Annotated in this window: 19 protein-coding genes and 3 tRNA genes; 11 read left to right on the plus strand and 11 right to left on the minus strand. The window is 48.6% G+C overall.

Features of this window, described 5'->3' with window-relative positions; genetic code table 11:
- Nucleotides 1-69: 69 nt before the first annotated feature.
- Nucleotides 70-154: transfer RNA gene (locus tag KCG54_RS03145), tRNA-Leu, on the minus strand.
- A gap of 161 nt (nucleotides 155-315) precedes the next feature.
- Between KCG54_RS03145 and KCG54_RS03150 the strand changes: the two genes are divergently transcribed.
- From KCG54_RS03150 to KCG54_RS03165, 4 genes are all read left to right on the plus strand, one after another.
- Nucleotides 316-981 carry a hypothetical protein gene (locus tag KCG54_RS03150; RefSeq protein ID WP_254324621.1) on the plus strand — a complete coding sequence of 222 codons (666 nt, stop codon included), beginning with the start codon at nucleotides 316-318 and terminating at the stop codon, nucleotides 979-981.
- The gene (gene ribA, locus KCG54_RS03155; RefSeq protein ID WP_254324622.1) at nucleotides 974-1,567 is read left to right on the plus strand and encodes a GTP cyclohydrolase II; all 594 of its coding nucleotides are present in this window, start codon (nucleotides 974-976) and stop codon (nucleotides 1,565-1,567) included. Before KCG54_RS03150 ends, ribA begins: the two co-directional genes overlap by 8 nt.
- A gap of 125 nt (nucleotides 1,568-1,692) precedes the next feature.
- Nucleotides 1,693-1,768 (plus strand) — tRNA-Val (locus KCG54_RS03160).
- Nucleotides 1,769-1,800: 32 nt separating this feature from the next.
- Nucleotides 1,801-1,877: transfer RNA gene (locus tag KCG54_RS03165), tRNA-Asp, on the plus strand.
- Nucleotides 1,878-2,066: 189 nt separating this feature from the next.
- Here the strand turns inward: KCG54_RS03165 and parE are convergent.
- The 4 genes from parE to KCG54_RS03185 form a co-directional block, all read right to left on the minus strand.
- On the minus strand, nucleotides 2,067-4,052 hold the full coding sequence (gene parE / locus KCG54_RS03170; RefSeq protein WP_254324623.1) for a DNA topoisomerase IV subunit B: 1,986 nt from the start codon (nucleotides 4,050-4,052) through the stop codon (nucleotides 2,067-2,069).
- Between the two features lie 124 nt (nucleotides 4,053-4,176).
- Nucleotides 4,177-4,797, minus strand: a complete 621-nt coding sequence (locus KCG54_RS03175; RefSeq protein ID WP_254324624.1) for a retron system putative HNH endonuclease — start codon at nucleotides 4,795-4,797, stop codon at nucleotides 4,177-4,179.
- Nucleotides 4,775-6,361, minus strand: coding sequence for an AAA family ATPase (locus tag KCG54_RS03180; protein WP_254324625.1), 1,587 nt, complete (start codon nucleotides 6,359-6,361; stop codon nucleotides 4,775-4,777). The genes KCG54_RS03175 and KCG54_RS03180 overlap by 23 nt, the downstream gene beginning before the upstream one ends.
- Nucleotides 6,362-6,503: 142 nt before the next feature.
- Nucleotides 6,504-7,040, minus strand: a complete 537-nt coding sequence (locus KCG54_RS03185) for an RNA pyrophosphohydrolase (RefSeq protein WP_004520487.1) — start codon at nucleotides 7,038-7,040, stop codon at nucleotides 6,504-6,506.
- Nucleotides 7,041-7,368: 328 nt separating this feature from the next.
- Here KCG54_RS03185 and KCG54_RS03190 point away from each other — a divergent pair, with 328 nt between their 5' ends.
- The 3 genes from KCG54_RS03190 (at nucleotide 7,369) to KCG54_RS03200 (ending at nucleotide 10,259) form a co-directional block, all read left to right on the plus strand.
- Nucleotides 7,369-8,514, plus strand: a complete 1,146-nt coding sequence (locus KCG54_RS03190) for a polyamine ABC transporter substrate-binding protein (protein WP_254324626.1) — start codon at nucleotides 7,369-7,371, stop codon at nucleotides 8,512-8,514.
- Between the two features lie 101 nt (nucleotides 8,515-8,615).
- Entirely contained in the window at nucleotides 8,616-8,888 is a 273-nt protein-coding gene (locus KCG54_RS03195; protein WP_003680574.1) for an ACT domain-containing protein, read from the plus strand.
- 15 nt (nucleotides 8,889-8,903) lie between these two features.
- Nucleotides 8,904-10,259: a PFL family protein gene (locus KCG54_RS03200; RefSeq protein WP_254324627.1), complete on the plus strand. Its 1,356-nt coding sequence runs from the start codon at nucleotides 8,904-8,906 to the stop codon at nucleotides 10,257-10,259.
- 67 nt (nucleotides 10,260-10,326) lie between these two features.
- Here the strand turns inward: KCG54_RS03200 and KCG54_RS03205 are convergent, their stop codons facing one another.
- Nucleotides 10,327-11,856: a helicase HerA-like domain-containing protein gene (locus KCG54_RS03205; RefSeq protein ID WP_254324628.1), complete on the minus strand. Its 1,530-nt coding sequence runs from the start codon at nucleotides 11,854-11,856 to the stop codon at nucleotides 10,327-10,329.
- A 241-nt stretch (nucleotides 11,857-12,097) separates the two neighbouring features.
- Here KCG54_RS03205 and KCG54_RS03210 point away from each other — a divergent pair, with 241 nt between their 5' ends.
- Nucleotides 12,098-13,327 carry a multidrug effflux MFS transporter gene (locus tag KCG54_RS03210; RefSeq protein ID WP_254324629.1) on the plus strand — a complete coding sequence of 410 codons (1,230 nt, stop codon included), beginning with the start codon at nucleotides 12,098-12,100 and terminating at the stop codon, nucleotides 13,325-13,327.
- Between the two features lie 61 nt (nucleotides 13,328-13,388).
- On the plus strand, nucleotides 13,389-14,198 hold the full coding sequence (gene murI, locus KCG54_RS03215; RefSeq protein WP_049331752.1) for a glutamate racemase: 810 nt from the start codon (nucleotides 13,389-13,391) through the stop codon (nucleotides 14,196-14,198).
- Nucleotides 14,199-14,269: 71 nt separating this feature from the next.
- Here murI and KCG54_RS03220 read toward each other — a convergent pair whose 3' ends face one another.
- From KCG54_RS03220 to KCG54_RS03240, 5 genes are all read right to left on the minus strand, one after another.
- Nucleotides 14,270-14,809 carry a hypothetical protein gene (locus KCG54_RS03220; protein ID WP_254324630.1) on the minus strand — a complete coding sequence of 180 codons (540 nt, stop codon included), beginning with the start codon at nucleotides 14,807-14,809 and terminating at the stop codon, nucleotides 14,270-14,272.
- Nucleotides 14,810-14,956: 147 nt separating this feature from the next.
- Nucleotides 14,957-15,727 (minus strand): exodeoxyribonuclease III, encoded by a 771-nt coding sequence (xth, locus tag KCG54_RS03225; protein WP_254324631.1) that lies wholly within the window; start codon nucleotides 15,725-15,727, stop codon nucleotides 14,957-14,959.
- A 167-nt stretch (nucleotides 15,728-15,894) separates the two neighbouring features.
- Nucleotides 15,895-16,173, minus strand: coding sequence for an ArsR/SmtB family transcription factor (locus KCG54_RS03230; RefSeq protein ID WP_070584561.1), 279 nt, complete (start codon nucleotides 16,171-16,173; stop codon nucleotides 15,895-15,897).
- A gap of 414 nt (nucleotides 16,174-16,587) precedes the next feature.
- A complete protein-coding gene (locus tag KCG54_RS03235) occupies nucleotides 16,588-18,369 on the minus strand; it encodes an extracellular solute-binding protein (protein ID WP_049350828.1) in 1,782 nt (593 codons plus the stop codon).
- A gap of 99 nt (nucleotides 18,370-18,468) precedes the next feature.
- Complete coding sequence (locus KCG54_RS03240) at nucleotides 18,469-19,671, minus strand: YihY family inner membrane protein (protein WP_254324632.1); 1,203 nt, start codon at nucleotides 19,669-19,671, stop codon at nucleotides 18,469-18,471.
- 98 nt (nucleotides 19,672-19,769) lie between these two features.
- Here KCG54_RS03240 and wrbA point away from each other — a divergent pair, with 98 nt between their 5' ends.
- Complete coding sequence (gene wrbA, locus KCG54_RS03245; protein WP_004520937.1) at nucleotides 19,770-20,375, plus strand: NAD(P)H:quinone oxidoreductase; 606 nt, start codon at nucleotides 19,770-19,772, stop codon at nucleotides 20,373-20,375.
- Nucleotides 20,376-20,584: 209 nt separating this feature from the next.
- Nucleotides 20,585-22,762: a TonB-dependent siderophore receptor gene (locus KCG54_RS03250; protein ID WP_254324633.1), complete on the plus strand. Its 2,178-nt coding sequence runs from the start codon at nucleotides 20,585-20,587 to the stop codon at nucleotides 22,760-22,762.
- Nucleotides 22,763-22,865: the final 103 nt, after the last annotated feature.

Here is a 22,865-nt window from a genome sequence, read left to right on the forward strand (position 1 = left end):
TGATTTTGAATAGGGTATATAGTGGAATAGATGTAAAAAAAGCAGCCCGAAAGCTGCTCATTTTGAGTGTGGTGCGGACGGAGAGACTCGAACTCTCACACCTCTCGGCGCCAGAACCTAAATCTGGTGCGTCTACCAATTTCGCCACGTCCGCACTAATTTGAACCGTGGATTATACACAAGATTAATGGGGGTGCAAAGTCTTGTTTGCTTGAATTTTTCGGCTTATCCCTTATATAATGATTTATTCCGGCCGTCTGAAAGCAGGGTTTGTTTTCAGACGGCCTCAACTTTACTATTGGTGAGGAAGGGCAGATGCCTGCTTTATTGATTAAAGATTTTTTGCAGACGCAAGGTTTGAAGTTGCCTGCGGATGAGATACATGTTGCTTATTTGACTGCCCAGGCTGTGATTAAAATGGGCAATGCTTCGGTTGAGCGTTCGATTTTGTGGCCGTCTGAAGACGGTTGGCAGTTGGCGGATTATGTTGATGCCGAACATGAATGGTTGCTGAAACAGATTTTTATGGCTTTGGATTCGGTTGCCGAGCGCACCGAGCATTTGAAAAGCGCAGCGGTTTATACAGCGTTTCCGAAAGATGGCGCGTTGTCGCTGGTTCGACTGAGCCGTTGGGGCGTGCCGTTGGAAAATGTGATTCCAATCGACGAGCAGGCCGGACAGGCTTTTTTGGCTGTGCGTACGGCGCAAAGCGGTTGGATGAATATTTGTCAGAATGTGGCGTATTGGCAGGAAATTGGTGAATTGTCGGCCGAACGCAATCATCCCGGCTTGAGTCAGATTTCTGTTCCTGTCTGTATGCCCAGCGGTGCGGTTTTGGGTGTGGTACATGCCGAGTTTGATGTCAAAGACGGTGCGCCTGACGAAGTATTGGTGGCTTGGATTGCCCTTGCATTAGCCTTGGCGGAACCTTTGAAAAACCTCTTGGGCATGGCTGAAAACGAGGAAGCGGAAAATGAGTAACGCCTTGAAGTTTGTCGCGTCATGCCGTTTGCCTACGGAATGGGGCGAATTTACCATGCACGGCTTTGAAGAAGAGAGCGGTCAGGAACATGTCGCATTGACGATGGGCGATGTTTCAGACGGCCTGCCTGTGTTGTCGCGTATTCATTCTGAGTGCTTGACCGGCGATGCTTTATTTTCAGTGAAATGTGATTGTGGCCCTCAGCTTCAAGCGGCGATGCAAGCCGTTCAGAAAGAAGGGCGTGGTGTTATCGTATATTTGCGCCAAGAAGGCAGGGGCATTGGTTTGATAAACAAAATCCGTGCTTATCGTCTGCAAGATCAGGGCTTGGATACGGTCGAGGCCAATGTAGCGCTCGGCCTTCCTGTTGATGCACGCGACTTCACTTTGGCTAAGCAGATTTATGATTATCTGCATATTCGTGAGGTCAGATTGTTGACCAATAATCCTGAAAAAATCCAAACGTTGAAAGATTCCGGCATCAATGTGGTCGAACGGATTGCATTACATGTCGGCGAAAATATGGAAAATGAGCGTTATCTGCATACTAAAGCGGATAAATTAGGACATTTGATTTTCGATTGATAGAACGGTATAACGGTAATTTTTGCGGTTAAATAAAATATTCTATATTCTTTCAATGGGATATATTTTTATTTAAATAAAAACCTTGCACGTAGCCTGATTTTTTGATTTAATGGCAGCTTATCGGGTGATTAGCTCAGTTGGTAGAGCGTCTGCCTTACAAGCAGAATGTCGGCGGTTCGACTCCGTCATCACCCACCAAGTTTCCTTTCATTGTCTTTGACAGTGGATGCGCGGTGGTAGCTCAGTTGGTTAGAGTACCGGCCTGTCACGCCGGGGGTCGCGGGTTCGAGCCCCGTCCGCCGCGCCATTATTTAAAAAGCACTGATAATATCAGTGCTTTTTTATTTTTCTTAAAGACACTATTAAACTGCGAAAATAGAAACAGGTAAGTAACAGGATATTGAAATACTGTTTAATCTTAATTTCTGATGATTGAAAAAAGGCCGTCTGAAACTTTTAAAGTTTCAGACGGCCTTTAGTCTATTGAAACAATAGATTAGATATCCAATTCTGCCGTATCGCCTTCGCGTTCCATCCATGCTCGGCGGGCAGCGGCTTCGCCTTTGCCCATCAGTTTGACGAAGATGTCGTGTGTTTCGTCATCTGCGCCTTTGGGGATTTGTACCTGCAACAGACGGCGGGTGTCGGGGTGCATGGTGGTGTCTTTGAGCTGGTCGGGGTTCATCTCGCCCAAGCCTTTGAAACGGCTGATGGAATAAGCAGTTTCTTTAACGCCTTCTTTTTGCAGTCGCTCCAAAATGCTGTCGAGTTCGTTTTGGTCGAGGGCGTAGAATTTGCGGGCGGGCTTGCTTTTGCCTTGTGCGTTGACATCAACGCGGAACAGCGGCGGCTGGGCGACGTAGATATGTCCGTCGGCAACCAGTTTGGGGAAGTGGCGGTAGAACAGAGTCAACAGCAAGACCTGAATATGCGAGCCGTCCACGTCGGCATCGGACAGGATGGCGATTTTGCCGTAGCGCAGGCCGCTTAAATCGGGATTGTCGTTGATGCCGTGCGGATCGACACCGATGGCGACGGAAATATCATGGATTTCGGCGTTACCGAAGAGTTGGTCGGGGTGGACTTCAAAGCTGTTAAGCACTTTACCGCGCAAGGGCAGGATGGCCTGCGTGGCTTTGTCGCGGGCAAGTTTGGCTGAGCCGCCGGCGGAATCGCCTTCGACAAGGAAGAGTTCGTTTTCGCGGATGTCTTCGCTTTCGCAGTCGGTTAGCTTGCCGGGCAGGACGGCGACGCCGCTGCCTTTTTTCTTTTCAATCTTTTTAACCGAACGCATCCGTGCTTGTGCCTGACGGATAGCGAGTTCGGCGATTTTTTTGCCGTAGTCCACGTTTTGGTTCAGCCACAATTCCAAAGGGTCACCCGATACGGTGGCAACAAGTTTCAATGCGTCGCGGTTGGTCAGTTTGTCTTTGGTTTGACCTTGGAACTGCGGGTCGAGGACACGGGCGGAGAGGACGAAGGCAGTTTTGCTGAACACGTCGTCGCTTTGTACTTTTACGCCGCGCGGCAAGAGGTTATGCAGATTGATGAAGTTGTTGACGGCGTTGAACACGGCTTGTTTCAAGCCTGCTTCGTGCGTACCGCCCAATGGGGTGGGAATCAGATTGACATAGCTTTCGTTGGCACACGAGCCTTCCTCCAGCCAAGTCAGGGCAAACGCGGCACCTTCGCCAATGCTGAAATCGCCGTTGTGGCCGTCTGAAATGTAGTTTTCACAAGAGAAGATAGGTACGGCTTCCTGAGCGTCGGCAATCAGATCGGTCAAATAGCTTTTCAGGCCGTCTGGATAGTGCCAGGTTTGGGTGTATGCTTCGTCTTCACCTTTGACCGGACGGGTCAGGGAAACGCGTACGCCCGGCAGTAATACAGCTTTGGCGCGCAGCAGGCGTTCGAGTTCTGGAATGCTGTAATTTGGGCTTTCAAAATATTTACCGTCCGGCCACACGCGCACTTCGGTGCCGCTGTCTTTGACGGCGCATTTGCCCACTTCAGTCAATGGCTCAATGACGTCGCCACCGGAAAAGACGATGCGGTGGATTTTGCCTTCGCGTTTGACCGTTACTTCAAGGCGGGTGGAAAGGGCGTTGGTAACAGATACGCCGACGCCGTGCAGACCGCCTGAAAAGGCATACGCGCTGCCGCCGTCTTTTTTATTGAACTTGCCGCCTGCGTGCAGACGGGTGAACACGAGTTCGACTACGGGTACGCCTTCTTCAGGGTGCAGGCCGACGGGAATACCGCGGCCGTTATCACGGACGGAAAGCGAACCGTCTTCATGAATTTGCACGTCGATTGCAGTCGCGAAACCACCCAACGCCTCGTCCGCCGCATTATCAATCACTTCCTGACAGATATGGGTCGGGCTGTCGGTACGGGTGTACATGCCGGGACGTTCTTTGACCGGCTCCAAGCCTTTGAGGACGGTAATGCTGGATTCGCTGTATTGTGTTTTTTTTGTCATAAATATGTTATTTGCAAAATGAAATTTGAAGATTCGATTAATTAGTAAAATATTCCTTGTGACATAATATATTTCTTATGGTAAAAATTTTTAATATAATGAAAATTGAGTTTTGGCTATTTTCTTATGAATTAGTCCAAATTTTAATTGCATTGACAATGGCTGGTGTAAAAGCAATAAGTTTTCCGTTTTCAGGTTGCATAATATCATCACAAACAGATTGTAATAACTCCTCATCTTCCACCTCAATTGGGTTTCCAAGTCCGTGAATTATAAGCATAGAATTAATAACTTGCTTTCTTGATTCGCATAATTTGTTATGATTTAATTGCAAAATATCAATTGCTTCTTTTGCTCTTTCTGTTTTGCCAATTACAGTACCATTTATTCTAAATTCAAATTCAGTTTCACATTCGTCCATCAAAGGCGTAAGTGAAAGAATTTTCGAACCTTTTGAATTATCACAATGCCCTTTTTGATTGCAACTTGCTACAATATTATTGAAATCCATAGACAAATTGGGGTAATGATGGCGTGGCTGAATATGCTCATTCATGGTATCCACATTTGTTCCTGAAATTTCTTTGCAGCAATAAGCACATAAATAATATTGTTCTTCTGTACATTTTTGCCGAATATCTTGGCGGACAATCTCATCATTTAAATCTTTGTATTGATGAGTAGGGTTGTGTTGTTTGTATTCGGCAAAACTAGCAGGCTCATTAGCTTTTCGAATTTTTCTCATGACGGATTTCCTGTTTTTTGAGTAAAAGTTGAGCTTTGGCTAATTCTAAATTATTTTCAGGCAGGTCTTGGCGTAATGCAGTTAACTTCATTTTTGCTTCGTCTAATTGATTATCCTGAATTAACTCCAATAAATGATTCAATTTTTGGGTAACTTCTTCATTGCGAATAGCTGTTTCCATTACATTCAATAAAACTGTGTTTGCATCTTGCCCATATTGTGATGATACTTGTCGTATTTCGCCATTTTCTAATGAGTAAACAATAATATCCTTACTATCGCTAATCACAAGCGGCGAATGCGTGCTTAATACAAATTGACAATTTGGAAAGGTTTTGGTTAATCGTTCAATTAGTTGGCGTTGCCATTGTGGATGTAGGTGTAAATCGGCTTCGTCAATAATCACAATACCTTGTCCATTCAAAGGATTTTCCAAACTTGGGTTAAGCATTGCCAAACGGCGAGCAATGTCACCTACCAATGCCATTAGGGATTTTTCGCCTTGGGAGAGTTGGGAAACTTCAAATTCTAGATTATCTTTTTCTACGATCATGCGTAATTTAGGTTTTCTTCGGATTCTAATATTTCTAAAATTGGTAAAATTTTGTACCGCATCTTTAACTGATTTTAATTGAATATCTAAATAATTTATTTTTTTTCTCAAAGTATCTTTTTTTCTAAATGGCTCAGCTTTTTTCAAGAATGAATCAGCTTTTGTCAAGAATGAATCAGTATCAGATTGGGCTTTAAAAAATTCTTTTGTTAATTCAGTTAACTGCCTAGAAAAATAAGCTATCTTTTCTAGTTCATTATTCTTTGTAGCGTAAGTAAGCTCTCTCTCTTTTTCTTTAATATCTTCTTGTAAAGAAACCATCTTATCGAAAGCATTAAGCGAGCTGTCTATGAATAAATTCATTTCATCTATTTCATTGTTTATTTGTTCTATTTCTAAGCTTATTTGTTCTATGTCTGAAAATATATCTTCTTCATTTTCAATATCTTCTCTTTCACGAAACCACTCAAAAAATCGTCGAAAATCAACGCCCATTTCCAACGCATTATCATAACCATTAAGCTGTGCAAAAGAATGTTTTTCTCTAATTTTTAATGGAATATCTAATACACTGCGTTCAACAGGATAAAAAGCCAATATTGGCAAATCAGCTTGTTCATTTTCGGTTAAATTAGTGCGATGAATATCTGCCAATTCATTAATAGCTTTCAAATCAGTAGAAAACTGATTTTTTCTGCCTTTTTGAGCTTTGCTAAGCTGCCATGTAAATGATTGTTCGGTATTTCCAATACTCAGCACCACCATTCCTGAAGACTGTCTATTCATAATCACTTCTTCAGGAATATCCAAACCTCGCCCACGTTCGCTACGAATACGTGCAGGCAGCCAACTCAATGCCGTAACCAACGATTTCAGAATTGTTGTTTTTCCTGAACCATTATTCCCAATAAAAACAGTAACCTTAGGTGCTTTGTCAGTTAAAGGCGTGAGTGGAATGGTTAATTCTTTGAATTGTCCAATATTATGTAGAGTTATTGATTTTACTTGCATTTTATTGCTTTTTGCCTCCGAAGACTTTGCCGATATCACTTCAGAATCTGAAAAATGTGATTTCACATTCTGTATAATTTGAATGTTTTGCCGTCTGAAAAGATGAAAAACAACGCTTTCAGACGGCCTGAAAGCGTTTGGGTTATAGGTTTTCTATTGGATTGCGCCGGATAAAGTCTTCATAGCTTTCTATGCCGCGCAAGAAACGGGAGAGTTCGGTCAATGCGTCCAAATACACGCCGCGCTTGAAATCGATGACTTCGTCAACCGGCGCCCAGTATTGGTGCCAGCGCCAGCCGTCGAATTCAGGATGATGGCAGGCGCGGAGGTTGACGTCGCTGTCGCGGCCGACCAAACGCAAAAGATACCAAATCTGTTTTTGTCCGCGATACGAACCGCGCCATTCGCGGCGCACCCAATGACTAGGAACGTCATAACGCAACCAGTCGCGCGTACGGCCAACGATTTTGATGTGTTGCGGCAACAGGCCGACTTCTTCGTACAATTCGCGGTACATGGCGGTCTCAGGACTTTCGCCTGGCTTGATGCCGCCTTGCGGAAACTGCCATGAATGTTCGCGTACGCGTTTGCCCCAAAAGACTTCGTTACGTTCGTTAATCAGGATAATACCGACATTGGGGCGATAGCCTTCTCTGTCTAACACGGTGTCGCCCTTCATTAAATTCAATCGTGCAATTTTCCCACAAATTGGGCGGTTTTGACAAATCTTGAGGCCGTCTGAATAAGCCCACAGTTTTTTCCAGACGGCATGAAACCGTTTCTGAAAAAATGTTGTTTATGAATAAAACCATAGCTTCAGGCCGTCTGAAAAATGAAATTTTTTTCTGCTTTAAGGTCTTGCATTCAAAAGCTTTTTGCCGTTTAATGCAAACCTTGCTGAATCAAGGGCAAAGGACACATGCCGGCCGCCCCCACAGTTTCCCTTTTGTAAGTGGCATCCGCCACCGCTGCAATATTTTTACCCCCCGAACAAAAGGTCTGAAACCATGAAAAAATCTTTGATGGCGGCGGCAATCTTGAGCCTCGTCTTGACTGCGTGTAGCGGCGGACAAGGAACCGCCGCAGAATCTTCCGCATCTCAAACTCAAACTTCTTCCTCTCAAACGGATAAACTCAATATCTACAACTGGTCGGATTATGTCGATCCGGCCACGCTGTCTGCGTTTGAAAAAAATACGAATATCAACGTCCGCTACGATTACTACGACAGCAACGAAGCGCTGGAAGCCAAGCTGCTGACCGGCAAGTCGGGTTATGATCTGGTTGCTCCGTCTATTGCCAATGTCGGCCGCCAGATTAAAGCCGGCGCGTATCAAAAAATCGACAAATCGCAAATTCCCGATTACGCCAACATCGATCCTGATTTGCTGAAAATGATGGAAACCGTCGATCCGGGCAACGAATATGCAGTCCCTTATTTCTGGGGCATCAATACGCTGGCGATTAACAAGCAGCAGGTTCAAAAGGCTTTGGGTGCGGACAAACTGCCTGAAAACGAATGGGAGTTGGTGTTTAACCCTGAATACACCCAAAAACTGAAATCCTGCGGCATCAGCTATTTTGACAGCGCGATCGAGCAGATTCCTTTGGCTTTGCATTATTTGGGCAAAGACCCGAACAGCGAAAACCCTGATGACATCAAAGCTGCTGTCGATATGATGAAAAAAGTGCGTCCCGACATCAAACGCTTTACCTCGTCCGGCTATATCGACGATATGGCTGCCGGTAATCTTTGCGTATCGGTAGGCTACGGCGGCGACCTCAATATTGCCAAAACCCGTGCCAAAGAAGCCGGAAACGGCGTCGAAGTTGAAGTATTGGCGCCGAAAAGCGGCGTCGGTATTTGGGTGGATTCGCTGATGATTCCGCGTGATGCGCAAAATGTGACCAATGCACACAAATACATCAATCACACGCTCAATCCGGAAACAGCGGCTAAAAACGGCAACTATGTGACTTATGCTCCGGCCAGCCGTCCGGCGCGTGATTTGATGGATGAAAAATATACCTCTGACGAATCGATTTTCCCAAGTAAAGAATTGATGGAAAAAAGCTTCATCGTCTCTCCCAAGTCAACCGATGCGAGCAAACTCAGCGTTCGCCTGTGGCAGGCTTTGAAAGCAGGGCGATAATTAAAATTTGAATACTCAGGCCGTCTGAAACAGTTTTTCAGACGGCCTGAGTGTTATAATTGTCAACACTTTTCAAATATCCTATGAGGAGAAACAGCGTTATGAACAATTCAGTCATCACCGTCATCGGTAAAGACCGTGTGGGCATTGTGTACGACGTTTCCAAAATTTTAGCGGAAAACCAAATCAATATTCTCAACATCAGCCAACAGCTGATGGATGATTTTTTTACCATGATTATTTTGGTGGATACTTCAAAATGCACCAAATCGCGTCAAGAGGTTTTGGATTTGTTTGCGGAAGAGAGCAAAAAACTTGCGCTTGATATCCGTATGCAAAACGAAGAAATTTTCCAAGCCATGCACCGTATTTAAGTCGGAGGAAGAGCCATGAGTATTCAATCCGGCGAGATTTTAGAAACTGTCAAAATGGTGGCCGACCAGAATTTTGACGTGCGCACTATTACCATCGGCATTGATTTGCACGACTGCATCAGCAGCGATATCAATGTGTTGAACCAAAATATTTACAACAAAATCACTACAGTCGGCAAAGACTTGGTAGCAACGGCAAAATATCTGTCTGCCAAATACGGCGTGCCGATTGTGAATCAGCGCATTTCCGTTACGCCGATTGCCCAAATCGCCGCGGCCACCCATGCTGATTCTTACGTCAGCGTGGCGCAAACTTTGGATAAAGCTGCCAAAGCGATAGGCGTGTCTTTTATCGGCGGCTTTTCCGCGTTGGTGCAAAAAGGTATGTCGCTTTCGGATGAGGTGCTGATCCGTTCCATTCCCGAAGCCATGAAGACTACCGATATCGTGTGCAGCTCCATCAATATCGGCAGCACGCGTGCCGGTATCAATATGGATGCAGTCAAGCTGGCAGGTGAAACCATCAAACGTACGGCTGAAATCACGCCTGAAGGTTTCGGCTGCGCTAAAATTGTCGTGTTCTGCAACGCGGTGGAAGACAATCCGTTTATGGCGGGCGCGTTTCACGGTTCGGGCGAAGCGGATGCTGTTATCAATGTCGGCGTATCCGGCCCGGGTGTCGTAAAAGCCGCGTTGGAAAATTCAGATGCAACGACATTGACCGAAGTTGCGGAAGTCGTGAAGAAAACTGCTTTCAAAATTACCCGCGTGGGCGAACTTATCGGCCGCGAAGCCTCAAAAATGCTGAATATCCCGTTTGGTATTCTCGACTTGTCATTGGCACCAACTCCTGCCGTCGGCGACTCGGTGGCGCGCATCCTTGAAGAAATGGGTTTGAGCATCTGCGGTACGCACGGCACGACAGCAGCTTTGGCCTTGCTGAATGATGCCGTGAAAAAAGGCGGCATGATGGCTTCCAGCGCGGTCGGCGGTTTGAGCGGCGCGTTTATCCCCGTTTCCGAAGATGAAGGCATGATTGCCGCCGCCGAAGCTGGTGTGCTGACGCTGGACAAACTCGAAGCCATGACCGCTGTCTGCTCCGTTGGTTTGGACATGATTGCCGTTCCCGGCGATACGCCTGCTCATACCATTTCCGGCATCATCGCCGACGAAGCCGCCATCGGCATGATCAACAGCAAAACCACTGCCGTGCGCATTATTCCGGTAACCGGCAAAACCGTCGGCGACAGCGTTGAGTTCGGTGGCCTGTTGGGCTACGCGCCCGTGATGCCGGTTAAAGAAGGCTCATGCGAAGTGTTCGTCAACCGAGGCGGTAGAATCCCGGCTCCGGTTCAATCGATGAAAAACTGATTGGATTGATGAATAAAAAGGCCGTCTGAAATTGATTTTCGGACGGCCTTTTATATTTTCAGGCTGATTATTTGAACATATTTTTAATAATGCCCATCACGCTGCGGGAAATGGCGTTGGTTACTTGGCGGTTGATTTGGCTGCCGATGGCGTCGGCAACGTTGTAGCCCAAACCTTGGCCGGATTTTTTGCGTCCGCCGCTCAAGCCGCCGATCAGTCCGCCGAGGATGCCGGGATCGGCATTGGCAGCTTCTTTTTCTGCAGCTTTTTGCGCTTTTTCCTGCTCTTTGGCGGCATTTGTGGCTTCTTTTTCAGCGGCAACCTGGCTGTCTGCTTCGGCCAATGCTTCAAAAGCGGAGTAGTTGTCCACCATGTCTTTGTAGGTTGGATACAAATCGTCGTTTTGGAACAAGCGGTTGCGTTCCTCTGCGGCAAGCGGGGTTAAGGAAGATTGCGGCGGCAGGATGAGAGCGCGTTCTACCGGCTCGGGCATACCTTTTTCATCAAGGAAGGAAACGAGGGCTTCGCCGACGCCGAGTTCGGCAATCGCTTCGGCAACTTTAATGTTTGGGTTGCTGCGGAAGGTTTCGGCAGCGGCTTTGACTGCTTTTTGGTCACGCGGTGTGAAGGCGCGCAGGGCATGTTGTACACGGTTACCCAGTTGGCCGAGAATGGTATCGGGCAAGTCGAGCGGGTTTTGGGTGACGAAATATACGCCTACGCCTTTGGAACGAATCAGGCGCACGACTTGTTCGATTTGTTCGATCAGTGCATTGGCGGCATTGTCGAACATTAAATGCGCTTCGTCGAAGAACATCACGAATTTCGGTTTGTCCAAATCGCCGACTTCGGGCAGGGTTTCAAACAACTCCGCCAGCATCCACAGCAAAAACGCGCTGTACATACGCGGAGAGCGCATCAGTTTTTCGGAATTAAGAATGTTGATGATGCCTTTGCCGTTGTCGGTTTGCATCCAGTCTTGCAGGTTGAGGGAAGGTTCGCCGAAGAATTTTTCTGCGCCTTCGTTTTCTAAAGTCAGCAGTTGGCGTTGAATCGCGCCGATACTGGCGGCAGAAACGTTGCCGTATTGCGTGCGGTATTCCGAAGCGTGGTCGGAAACGTGTTTCAACATGCTGCGCAGATCTTTCAAGTCCAAAATGTGCCAGCCTCTGTCGTCGGCAACTTTGAACACAAGGTTCAGCAAGCCTTCTTGCGTGTCGTTCAGATTCATCAGGCGGGCCAAAAGCATAGGGCCCATTTCTGAAACGGTTACGCGTACGGGAATACCGGTTTCGCCGTAAACATCCCAAAAGCGCACGGGGAAATTTTGCAGCCATTGCTCGCCCAAATCAAACTCGGCGATGCGTTCGCCCACTTTGCCGCTATTGGCACCAGCTTGTGCGATGCCCGACAAATCGCCTTTGACATCGACCAAGAATACAGGGACGCCTTCGCTACTGAAGGCTTCCGCCATACGGCGCAGGGTAACGGTTTTACCCGTACCGGTCGCACCGGCGATCAAGCCGTGGCGGTTGGCCATTTTGCCTTGGATTTCGAGCGTTTTCCCGTCGGCACGCGCGATTTGAAATGTAGTCATGATTATTCCTTAGAATCCGTGATGTGAAACAATTTGTTGTCTTAAAAAACAAGCATTTTAACGTTTGCGGCGAGGGGGTTCAACCAAGCAAAGTTTCAGACGGCCTTAAGTTTTGCAAAGGTTTTTTTGCAGTGATTGGACAAGGTTGAAATCTGCTATAATTTCATCCAATCTGCAACCGTCTGACAAGGCGGTTGTTTTCTTTGTTTTTTGAATATTTTTTACGAAAGCGAAAGTCGGAATGACTGCACAACAAGCCCCTTTGGGTGAAAAAACCATGGCCGTGCTGATGGCGATGTTAGTCGCGCTGATGCCGTTTTCTGTCGATGCTTATCTGCCTGCGATTCCCGAAATGGCGAAGTCGCTGGGTTCAGACATCCACCGTATTGAGCAAAGCCTGAGCTTTTTTATGTTTGGCGTGGCGTTTGGTCAGGTGGTTGGCGGTTCGATTTCGGATATTAAAGGCCGCAAACCTGTCGCCTTGGTGGGCTTGAGCATTTACTTTGCCGCCGTTGTCGGTTTGACGATGGTGAATAATGTCGAGCAGCTGTTGAACTTGCGTGCCGTGCAGGCGTTTGGCGCGGGGATGACCGTGGTGATTTCCGGTGCGATGGTGCGCGATTATTATTCCGGACGCAAAGCCGCGCAGATGTTTGCCTTAATCGGCATCATTCTGATGATTGTGCCGCTGATGGCGCCGATGATTGGTGCAGGCTTGCAGAATTTGGGCGGCTGGCGCATGATTTTCGGCTTTCTGGCCTGTTATTCGCTGCTGCTTTGGGGTTTGATGTGGTATTTCCTGCCCAAGCCGCACCAAAAAGGCAAAATCAGCATGGACGTGTTCGGCGTGGTGGCAGGCAGGTTTAAACGTGTTTTGAGAACGCGCGCCGCAATGGGCTATCTGTTTTTCCAAGCTTTCAGTTTCGGTTCGATGTTTGCCTTTTTGACCGAATCGTCGTTCGTGTACCAACACCTGTATCATGTTTCACCAAACCAATATGCTTGGATATTTGCGCTTAATATCATTACCATGATGTCGTTTAACCGCGTTACCGCATGGCGTTTGAAAACCGGTACGCATCCGCAAAATATCCTCAAATGGGGCATTATCGTCCAATTCGCCGCCAATCTGTTGATGACGGTTTTGGTGTTGTCACTGTCTCTGCCGCCTTTGTGGGCTTTAGTGCCATGTGTGATGTTTTCAGTCGGTACGCAAGGCTTGGTCGGTGCGAACACTCAGGCCTGCTTTATGAGCTATTTCAGCGCAGAGGGCGGTAGTGCAAATGCCGTCTTGGGCGTGTTCCAATCCCTTATCGGCGCATCGGTCGGCATGGCAACGACTTGGTTGCATAATGGTTCTGCCTTGGTAATGGCCGGTATGATGTTGAGCTCGACCGTGTGCGGTATCGTGCTGTTGTGGATTTGCTCGCATCAGGCTTGGATGGAAAACGATAAAAAAGAATATGTTTAACCTTCAGGCCGTCTGAAAAACGGTTTCAGACGGCCTCAACACTATATTGAAGAAATTAACCATGAGTACCAGCAAACAACGCCCCATCGGCGTATTCGATTCCGGCGTCGGCGGCTTGACCAACGTCCGCGCCCTGATGGAACGCCTGCCGATGGAAAACATCATCTATTTCGGCGATACCGCACGCGTTCCCTATGGCACCAAATCCCGCGCCACCATTGAAACCTTTGCCATGCAGATTGTCGATTTCCTGCTGGAAAACGATGTCAAAGCACTGGTTATCGCGTGCAACACCATCGCCGCCGTTGCCGGACAGAAAATCCGTCAAAAAGCGGGCAATATGCCCGTATTGGACGTCATCTCCGCAGGTGCGGAAGCCGCTCTGCAAACCACCAAAAACAACCGAATCGGCATTATCGCGACCAATACCACTGTCAACAGCAATGCCTACGCGCGCGCCATCCATTCAAAAAACAACGACACGCTAGTACGCACACAAGCAGCGCCCCTGCTTGTGCCATTGGTGGAAGAAGGCTGGCTCGATCACGAAGTCACCCGCCTGACCGTGCGCGAATACCTGAAGCCGCTCTTGGCCGACGACATCGACACGCTGGTGTTGGGTTGTACCCACTTCCCACTGCTCAAACCGCTTATCGGCCGCGAAGCACAAAACGTCACCTTGGTCGATTCCGCCATCACCACCGCCGAAGCCACCGCCAAAGCCTTGGCGCAAGCAGGTTTGCTGAATACAGAAAACGACAACCCGGATTACCGCTTCTACGTCAGCGATATTCCACTGCGCTTCCGCACCATCGGCGAACGCTTCTTGGGTAGAAGTATGGAGCAGATTGAGATGGTAACGTTGGGTTGATGGGTGATATTAAAGGCCGTCTGAAAGGTAAAAATAAGAAGGTCGTCTGAATATTAACAGACGACCTTTTTTCATATTTTGGTTTTCAATAGACGTAAAGACATTAAAAATCTTACAAACCTAGATTTATCAGCGTAGCCCATAACAACATTTTTTGATATAGCCATTTCAATAACTGTATCAGCATATCTTATTTGTTCATTAATACCATTAGATGGTTTTATTTCATCATGTGCATAAAATATAATAACTTCATGACCAATTTTAAAAAGGGTAATATCTTTTCTGTTATTTGTATAGATACTTTCATTCCATGTTCGGCCATCAGGCAATATCAGTTCGAATGAATTAACTGAGTCTTGGCTATCTTGGCCTGCGTTATAGCATCTTTTTATTACTCCTCTAATAATATTTGTTTTCATCACTTTGTTTTTTATATTTTCCCACCAGAGTTCAGATCCATATAACCCTAAATTCCCTTTTAAACCAACATGCGGCTTATTGGGGTCTAGGGTTACTTGTTGAACCAGATGCATAAAGCTTGGATCTCTTTCTATTTCAATAGAAAGATCATAGACTAATTTAAAATCCTCATTAATATCTAGTAACATATGTACTCCTAAATTTTCAAACTTTGTTCTTATTGTAATCTCAAAAACAAATAGATTTGAGAATTCAATCTATATTTTATTGTGCACAATACCAAGGCCGTCTGAAATTCAGTTTTCAGGCGGCCTTATTGTTTATTCACTCAAAATCTAACAGTCAAACTCGGCAATAACCGGCGCATGGTCGCTGGGGCGTTCTTGGGCGCGGGTTTCTAGGTCGACGGTGACGTCGGTAAGGGTGGCGGCGAGTTCGGGGCTGCTGAGGATGTGGTCGATGCGCAGGCCGAGTTTGCGTTGGAACATGGCGCCGCGGTAGTCGAACCAGGTGTAGAACGCACCTTCGGGGTGGACTTTGCGCAGGCTGTCGGTCAGGCCGAGGTCTAGCAGGTTTTTAAACCATTGTCTTTCGATGGAGGAGCAATGGATTTTTTCGTGCCATTTTTCGGGGTCGTAGCAGTCGGCATCGGCCGGGGCGATGTTGAAGTCGCCGAGCAGGACGAGTTTAGGATGTGCGGCCATTTCGGCGCGGACGAACTCAGTCAATGCGGCAAACCATTGTTCTTTGTATTGGAATTTTGGGCTGTCTAGGGCTTCGCCGTTGACGCAATAGACGTTGATGACACGCACGCCGTTGATAGTGGCGGCGATGACGCGGCGTTGTGGGTCGTCGGGAAGGGTGGGCAGGCCGCAATGTACGTCTTGCAGCTCGTGGCGGCTGATGATGGCGACGCCGTTGTAGGTTTTTTGGCCGCTCCAGACGCAGTGCCAGCCCATCATTTGTAGGGCGGCGGCCGGGAATTTGTCTTGGTCGAGTTTGAGTTCTTGTAAGGCGAGTATGTCGGCTTGGTGGTCGGCCAGCCAGTTTTGTACTTGGGGCAGGCGGACGTTGAGGGAATTGACGTTCCAAGTGGCGATTTTCATGATGTTTCCGTGTGTGCTGTTGGGTGGGAGGGCGGCGGATTGCGCCTGTGGGCATGGGCGGTATTGTATAGCGGATTGGTTTATTTTTCGATATGGGCTGATAGTGGCAGGCCGTCTGAAAGCTGATGTTTCAGACGGCCTTGTTGTTGTGATGTGGAATAATTTGTTTATTCGGCTTGGTCTTTGAGCGTGCGCAGGGTATTGAGGATGGTGGTGGCTTCTTCGGAGATGAGGCGGTATTCGATGATGCGGTGGTAGCGCGTGAAATCGATGATGCCTTCGGTGCGCAGGCGTGCGAGGTGGTTGGCGATGCCGGTCGGGGAGGAGTCGAGTGCCTGTGCCAGTTCGGTAATGCTGCGGTCGCCGTTAAGCAGCAGAAAAAGGATGGCCATGCGTTCGGGGTTGGCAATCAGTTTGAGAATGGTAGAGAGACGCTTGATTTCCATATTATTGTTCCTTTTGTCTGTTATATGAATGCTTGATTTGGGTTAAATTTGGATGATTGTAGTTTTTATTAAGATTAACCTTATAATTCAAACTCTTACCTTGCAGTGTACACGGTTTTGTAAAATTTGAGGGCATTGTTTTGCAATTTTTTGTTCATTTTCGAGATTTTGCTTCGGTTGTGAAACTGGATTGAAAAAAGACGAAAAGGCCGTCTGAAATGTTCCGTTGCAGATGATTTTGCTGACGGATGTTTCAGACGGCCTTTGATTTGGCTTTAAGTTGTTTTTTCTTTTATGTTTGTTTGGAATCAGCCGATTGATTGTTTTTAAACAAACAACTAGGTTTTATGATTCTATGCTTAGGACTACACGCCAAAGGCTTGTCAGCCGCTTGGACGTGTTGTCGAAATGCGACTACTTTTTCTTCCAGCCTGCGGTCATGGCGAAGGTGATGGGGTCGTAGTATTTCGGCAGCTTGGACGGAATGCCCACATCGTTACGGTACACGACGCGGTAGCGGTCGGCGAACCAGTTTGGAACGATGGTGTATTGGTGGCGGATCAGTCGGTCGAGCGCGCGCGAGGTGGTTTGCAGCTCTTGGCGGTTGGTAAAGCTGTTGAAATGGGTCAACAGTTTTTCAACCGCAGGATGACAGACACCGGATAGGTTGCGGCTGCCTTCGGTTTTGGCGGCGGCGCAGCTGAAGTAGTCGTATTGCTCGTTGCCGGGACTTTCGCTGTTGCCGTAGTAGCCGGTGGTTACGTCAAAATCGAAGTCGTTCATGCGTTTTTGGTACACGGCGGAATCGGCGGTACGCACGTTCATGGTAATGCCGATTTTGGCGAGGTCGCGCTGCCATTTGGCGGTAATGCGTTCGTAGTTTTTGCTTGGTGCAAGGAATTCAAAGGTCAGCGGTTTGCCTTGTTTGTCGACTGCTTTGCCGTTTTTGTATTGATAGCCGCCTTTTTCAAGCAGGGCGCGTGCTTTGAGCAGGTTTGGGCGCACGCCTAGTTTGGGGTCGGTAACCGGCGGCATAGGGACGTCTTGATCCAATACGCCGTCGGGCAGCTTGGTGCCCAATGATTTGAGCAAGGCGGTTTCCGCGCTGTCAGGCTTGCCGGTTGCGGCCATGGTGCTGTTGGTGAAGAAGCTGTCGGTGCGGCGGTATGCGCCGTAGAAGATGCGGCTGTTGACGCTTTCGTAGTCGAAGCTTTCAATCAAGGCGCGGCGGACGTAAATATTGTCCAAGGGCTTGTGGCGCATATTGATGACGAAGCCTTGCATGCCGGCTGTGCTGTTTTGTACCCATTCGTGTTTGGACAGATTACGTTTTTTGAGGACTTCGTCGGAGTAGGCGCGCGCCCAGTTGCGGGCGACGTTTTCTTGTACGAAGTCATATTGGCCGCCTTTCAGTCCTTCGATGCGGACAACTTCGTCTTTGACGTATTTGATGCGGATGTGGTCGTAGTTGTAGCGGCCTTTGCGCACGGGCAGGTTTTGAGCCCAGTAGTTTTTGTCGCGGACAAACTCGCTGATGCGGCCGTTTTCGGCTTTGGCAAAACGGTAGGGGCCGGAGCCGATCGGCAGGCTGTTGGGTGCGGCGGCCAGGCCTTTGGGATAGCTTTTATGCGAGAAGACGGGCAGGCTGCCGAGAATCATGTGTAATTCTGAGTTGCGCTGCTTGAAGCGGAACACGACGGTGCGGTCGTTGGGCGTTTCCACTTTGGCCACGTCGCTCCAGTAGAAGTGGTACATGGGGGCGGCGGCTTTGTCTTTGGTCAGGATGTTAAATGAAGCGGCAACGTCTTTGGCCAAAACGGGGTCGCCGTTGTGGAATTTGGCTTTAGGGTTGATTTTGAAGGTAACGGAAAGACCGTCCGGCGCCAGAGCGATGTCTTCGGCAATCAGGCCGTAAACGGCGTAAGGTTCGTCCATGCTTTGCTCGGTCAGGGTGTCGAGTGTCAGCATGCTGATGCCGTATTCGTGGTTGCCTTTGAGGGTAAAGGGGTTGAGTGTGTCAAAAGCACCGAGGAAAGGCGTGGTAAATGTGCCGCCTTTAGGGGCGTTGGGATTGACGTATTCGAAAGCGGTGAAGTTAGCCGGATATTTGGGCGGTTGGCCAAGGCCTACGCCGTGGGCGGCGAAGGCGGCAGATGGAATCAAACCGAGCAGAGAGAGTAGGGCTGGTGTTTTCATCTATTTTTCCTTATAGGTAGAATGTAGTATTCAGTAGTGTGCCGATTATAGCAAAGGCCGTCTGAAACTTGATATTTTTGGTTTCAGACGGCGTCAGGTTTAAGAGGATTGTTTTTTCGTATGGGCGCCGAACTCGGCAAGCGTCATGTTCAAGGTTTCCAAGCAGGGCTGCATGATGTGGTCAACCGTTTGATTGACCTTGTCTTTATTAAGCGTTTGCGGACGGTAGACGAAGAGTTTGAACAGCTCCGCCAAGTCGATGGACTCTGCTCCCATTTTCAAGACCCAGCCCTGACGGCCGGAATAGACATATCCGTGCCGCGCCAGTTTTTCCAAAAGCTCGCCCAATTCGTCAAAGCCCATATTGATATGCCGTCTGAACTCTTGCACCGGCAACGCCTTGCCGTTTTGTTGGGCAGAATCGAGCAGCAACAGGATTTTCAATACATCGTCAAAGCGGCCGCGCGCATCCAGACTGCGGCGGAACGCTTCGCCGCGCCAGTAGGACAGGGACGAGGTCAAAACCGCGCCGCCCAATACCAGCGTCCACAATAGATTGAGCCACAACAGGAAAAACGGTACTGCGGCAAATGCGCCGTAAATCGATTTGTAGCCGTCAAAGTTGCCCATGTACCAAGCGAATAAAAAGCGTGCCGTTTCCAAGCAAAACGCCGTTACAGCCGCGCCGACCAAAGCATGGCTGGCAGGCACAAAACGGTTGGGCACAAAGCGGTATAAACCCCACAGCAGCACCGTAATAAATGAAACCGTAGTGATAACCCTCAGCCATTCCGAGCCGCCCACTACTTGCACCTGACCGATTACGACCGACAAGCCCACACCCAAAGACAAAGGCCCAAACGTCAGCAACGCCCAATACACCAAAAACTGCATCATCCAAGGCCGTTGCGAATTGACGCGCCAAATCCGGTTGAACGCATTGTCTATCGTCCGAATCAGCATCAGCGAGGTTACGACCAACATCACACTGCCGATCGCCGTCAGCTTGGTGGCCTTATCGCGGAACGCATTGATGTAGTCAAACACCATATCCGCGCCCTGCGGCACAATGGTGCGGTTGATAAAAGAGACAAATTCCCCCGACCATTGGTCGAAAACGGGGAAGGCCGAAGCGATGACGACCATCACCGTCAACACGGGTACTAAAGCCAAAAGCGTCGTAAACGTCATGCTTGCCGCCACCTGCGGCACACGCTCCTCATCAAAACGGCGCACGACAAACCAAGCGAACGCCATGCCTTTACTCTTTAAAAAACCTTGCCACCATTGCGAAAACGGCATAACCTTTTCCCACTTTTGAATAGAAATTTTTCTTTTCAGACGGCCCGAGTATTTAAAAGGCCGTCTGAAACCTGACAGCATTGTAACGGAAACCCCAAATGAACCCAAATCCTCTGAAAATCCTCGTTCTCTTTTATTCCCAAAACGGCAGCACACGCAACCTTGCCCGCCAAATCGCACGCGGTATCGAAAGCGTGGATGGTTGCGAAGCCGTGTTGCGTACTGTTCCCAAAGTTTCCACCGTTTGCGAAGCCGTTGAAAAAGCCATTCCCGACGAAGGCGCGCCATATGCGACTGCCGATGACCTCAAAAATTGCGCCGGCCTTGCGCTCGGCAGCCCGACACGTTTCGGCAATATGGCCGCAGCGATGAAATACTTTATCGACGGCACCATTCCCCTTTGGCTCGGCGCAGAACTCGTCGGCAAGCCTGCCACCGTATTCACCAGCACATCTTCGCTGCACGGAGGCCAAGAAAGCACCTTGCTGACCATGATGCTGCCCCTGTTGCACCACGGCATGGTCATCAGCGGCATTCCATATACCGAGTCCGCGCTCAGCAATACCCAAAGCGGCGGCACGCCTTACGGCGCAAGCCATGTTTCCGGACACGATAGCAAGCCGGCATTGACTGCCGAAGAAAACGATATTGCCTTTGCTCAAGGTAAACGTTTGGCAGAATTGGCACGAAAATTGGCAGACTGATTACCTTGTAATAAAAAGATTAAGGCCGTCTGAAAACCTGATGATATCGGTTTCAGACGGCCTTTTAGTTAATTGGGACTAGATTGAAAATAAATATTTTGAATTAAACGAAATACTTAGAAAATAATGATTAAAACATAGTTTCATCGGGCTACATCTTTTTGATAGAATCTGCGACCAAATTGAAAGATAAGCTAATTGGAGAGGCTATGTCACTACCTGTATTTCCCTATGGCAAATTAAGCTTTGCCGTCAGTCTGGCGCTGTGTTCGGCGTATTCTTTCGCGACCGAAGTAGAAAATACCCAGCCGCAAGAGCGTGTCGATTTACCGACAGTTACCGTCCAAGGTGTCGGAAAACAGACTACTTCCAACTACACCATTCCCGCATCTTCCGCCGCAACAGGCATCCGCCTGACCCAACGCGAAACGCCGCAGTCTTTGTCCGTCGTTACCGAAAAACAAATGGACGACCAAGGTTTGGATACCTTGCAGGACGTGTTGAAACAAACGCCGGGCGTGTTCCACAGCAAAATGGGCAACAACGTCTCCGGCCACAGCCAATTTATTTCGCGCAGTCAGGCGATTGACAGCATTTCCGTGGACGGCGCGCCCAAATTCCTTTACGACAGCAAAGCCATCCGCCGCGGCACCAACAATCTGGACAGCACATTGTACGAACAAGTCGTCGTCGTGCGCGGCGCAAGCGGTTTGTCCAACGGCGGTATGGGCGAGCCGGGCGGTACGGTTGCTTTGGAACGCAAAAAACCGACTGCCAAACCTGCCGTCAGCGTGGAAGCCGGTGTCGGTTTGTGGAACCACTACCGCTTCGTCCTTGATGCCAATCATCCTCTGAATGCAGACAATACCTTGCGTGGGCGCGCTATTTTGGTTAGCGACCATGGAGGCGATTACCTGCCGAACACATCGCGCCATAATCACACTTTCTACGGCACTTTGTCTTACGATATCACGCCGCAAACCCAATGGCGCCTCGGTACGGAAATACACCGTTTCCGCAATACCGGTAGCTCGCGTTTCAGCTATCTGACTGTGGCAGGAAACCGCGACGACGGCTTCAAGCCGTTTGAATCTTCACCGCGCAACAATTCGTCTGCACGCTGGGCATACGGCAAAGACAACAGCGCCGAAGTATTCACTTCCCTCAGTCATGAGTTTGCCAACGGCTGGAGGTTGACGGGCGATTACAGCTATCTGACAGGTAAAAGCGACATCGTTTCAGGCATTGCCGGTACATTTGAAATCAATCCCGATTACTCTGCACTTTTCACTTCAGACCGCGACCGCAGCAAATACCGCGATCAAGATTTCTCGCTGACTTTGGATGGCGACTATCCCGCTTTCGGCCGTTCGCATGAATTCAATGCAGGCATCAGCTACCAAGGCAACCGAGAAAACCTGTCTTTCTATAAGGAAGGCGAATCGATTATTCCTGATTTGCGCCAATTTAACGGCAATGTTGCGCAGCCCGATATGCCGTATTTGCGCGACGGTTTTACCAATATGAAAAACCTGTCGGTTTACGGCTCAACCCGTTTCAAACTGACTGACCGATTTGCCCTGATCGGTGGTGCACGTTTTGTGGATTGGCGGTACCGTTACAGCACCAACCGCAACAAATTCGGTTACAGCAGCCACAAACAAAACGTTTTCATTCCTTATCTGGGTACGACCCTCGATATTGGTGAAAACTTAACTGCCTACGCGTCTTACACCACCATCTTCCGTCCGCAAGTGCGTTACCTGACCAAAGACGGCGCGGCGCTCGAACCGCAACGTGGCAAAACCTACGAGACCGGTTTGAAAGGCTCATGGTTTGACGGTCGTCTAAATGCTTCTGCATCCGTCTTTATGAACAAACGCGACCATTTGGGCGTTTATGCGGGTAGATTGCCAAACGGCGAAGAATACTACCGCTCTGCTGATAAAACGACGACCAAGGGCTGGGAACTCGCCGTCGGCGGACGCTTGAGCGACAGATGGCTGCTGAATGCATCTTATGCACGTTCCAAAATCAAAGACAGCGAAGGCAAGCAACTGCATCCGTCTTATCCGGTTCATTTGTTCAAACTCTTTACCGCGTATGACGTGACCGACCGTTTGAACCTGGGTGCCAACGTCAACTGGCAAAGCCGCAGCCACACGCTGGACGAATACCCTGCAGACATCAATCCAGCCGCCGCGGCCGCGTTGACCCAACGTCCATACGCAACGCTCGATTTGACCGGTCATTACAAAATCGGCAAATCCACCCGCATCAGTTTGGACTTTGAAAACGTGTTTAACAAACGTTATCGCACCATGCCGGATATTCACGTTTACGGCACGCCGCGTAGTGTGACTGCAACGGTTAAACACACGTTTTAATTGAAAAGAAAAGTAGGAGAGGCCGTCTGAAAACCTGAATGATCGGGTTTTCAGACGGCCTTTTGTTCATATCTTAAACTTGCAAAAACCGTCTGTTTGTTTT

It is taken from the genome of Neisseria subflava (assembly GCF_024205705.1).
GTDB classification, from domain to species: domain Bacteria; phylum Pseudomonadota; class Gammaproteobacteria; order Burkholderiales; family Neisseriaceae; genus Neisseria; species Neisseria subflava_D.

Bases quoted from the DNA above. Each gene is read 5' to 3' on its own strand.
- KCG54_RS03210 (WP_254324629.1), top strand. From the start codon at position 12,098: ATGACTGCACAACAAGCCCCTTTGGGTGAAAAAACCATGGCCGTGCTG.
- KCG54_RS03235 (WP_049350828.1), bottom strand. From the start codon at position 18,369: ATGAAAACACCAGCCCTACTCTCTCTGCTCGGTTTGATTCCATCTGCC.
- KCG54_RS03205 (WP_254324628.1), bottom strand. From the start codon at position 11,856: ATGACTACATTTCAAATCGCGCGTGCCGACGGGAAAACGCTCGAAATC.
- KCG54_RS03190 (WP_254324626.1), top strand. From the start codon at position 7,369: ATGAAAAAATCTTTGATGGCGGCGGCAATCTTGAGCCTCGTCTTGACT.
- parE (WP_254324623.1), bottom strand. From the start codon at position 4,052: ATGACAAAAAAAACACAATACAGCGAATCCAGCATTACCGTCCTCAAA.
- KCG54_RS03250 (WP_254324633.1), top strand. From the start codon at position 20,585: ATGTCACTACCTGTATTTCCCTATGGCAAATTAAGCTTTGCCGTCAGT.
- KCG54_RS03180 (WP_254324625.1), bottom strand. From the start codon at position 6,361: ATGCAAGTAAAATCAATAACTCTACATAATATTGGACAATTCAAAGAA.
- KCG54_RS03200 (WP_254324627.1), top strand. From the start codon at position 8,904: ATGAGTATTCAATCCGGCGAGATTTTAGAAACTGTCAAAATGGTGGCC.
- KCG54_RS03220 (WP_254324630.1), bottom strand. From the start codon at position 14,809: ATGTTACTAGATATTAATGAGGATTTTAAATTAGTCTATGATCTTTCT.
- KCG54_RS03195 (WP_003680574.1), top strand. From the start codon at position 8,616: ATGAACAATTCAGTCATCACCGTCATCGGTAAAGACCGTGTGGGCATT.
- KCG54_RS03150 (WP_254324621.1), top strand. From the start codon at position 316: ATGCCTGCTTTATTGATTAAAGATTTTTTGCAGACGCAAGGTTTGAAG.
- KCG54_RS03185 (WP_004520487.1), bottom strand. From the start codon at position 7,040: ATGAAGGGCGACACCGTGTTAGACAGAGAAGGCTATCGCCCCAATGTC.
- KCG54_RS03230 (WP_070584561.1), bottom strand. From the start codon at position 16,173: ATGGAAATCAAGCGTCTCTCTACCATTCTCAAACTGATTGCCAACCCC.
- xth (WP_254324631.1), bottom strand. From the start codon at position 15,727: ATGAAAATCGCCACTTGGAACGTCAATTCCCTCAACGTCCGCCTGCCC.
- wrbA (WP_004520937.1), top strand. From the start codon at position 19,770: ATGAACCCAAATCCTCTGAAAATCCTCGTTCTCTTTTATTCCCAAAAC.
- murI (WP_049331752.1), top strand. From the start codon at position 13,389: ATGAGTACCAGCAAACAACGCCCCATCGGCGTATTCGATTCCGGCGTC.
- KCG54_RS03175 (WP_254324624.1), bottom strand. From the start codon at position 4,797: ATGAGAAAAATTCGAAAAGCTAATGAGCCTGCTAGTTTTGCCGAATAC.
- KCG54_RS03240 (WP_254324632.1), bottom strand. From the start codon at position 19,671: ATGCCGTTTTCGCAATGGTGGCAAGGTTTTTTAAAGAGTAAAGGCATG.
- ribA (WP_254324622.1), top strand. From the start codon at position 974: ATGAGTAACGCCTTGAAGTTTGTCGCGTCATGCCGTTTGCCTACGGAA.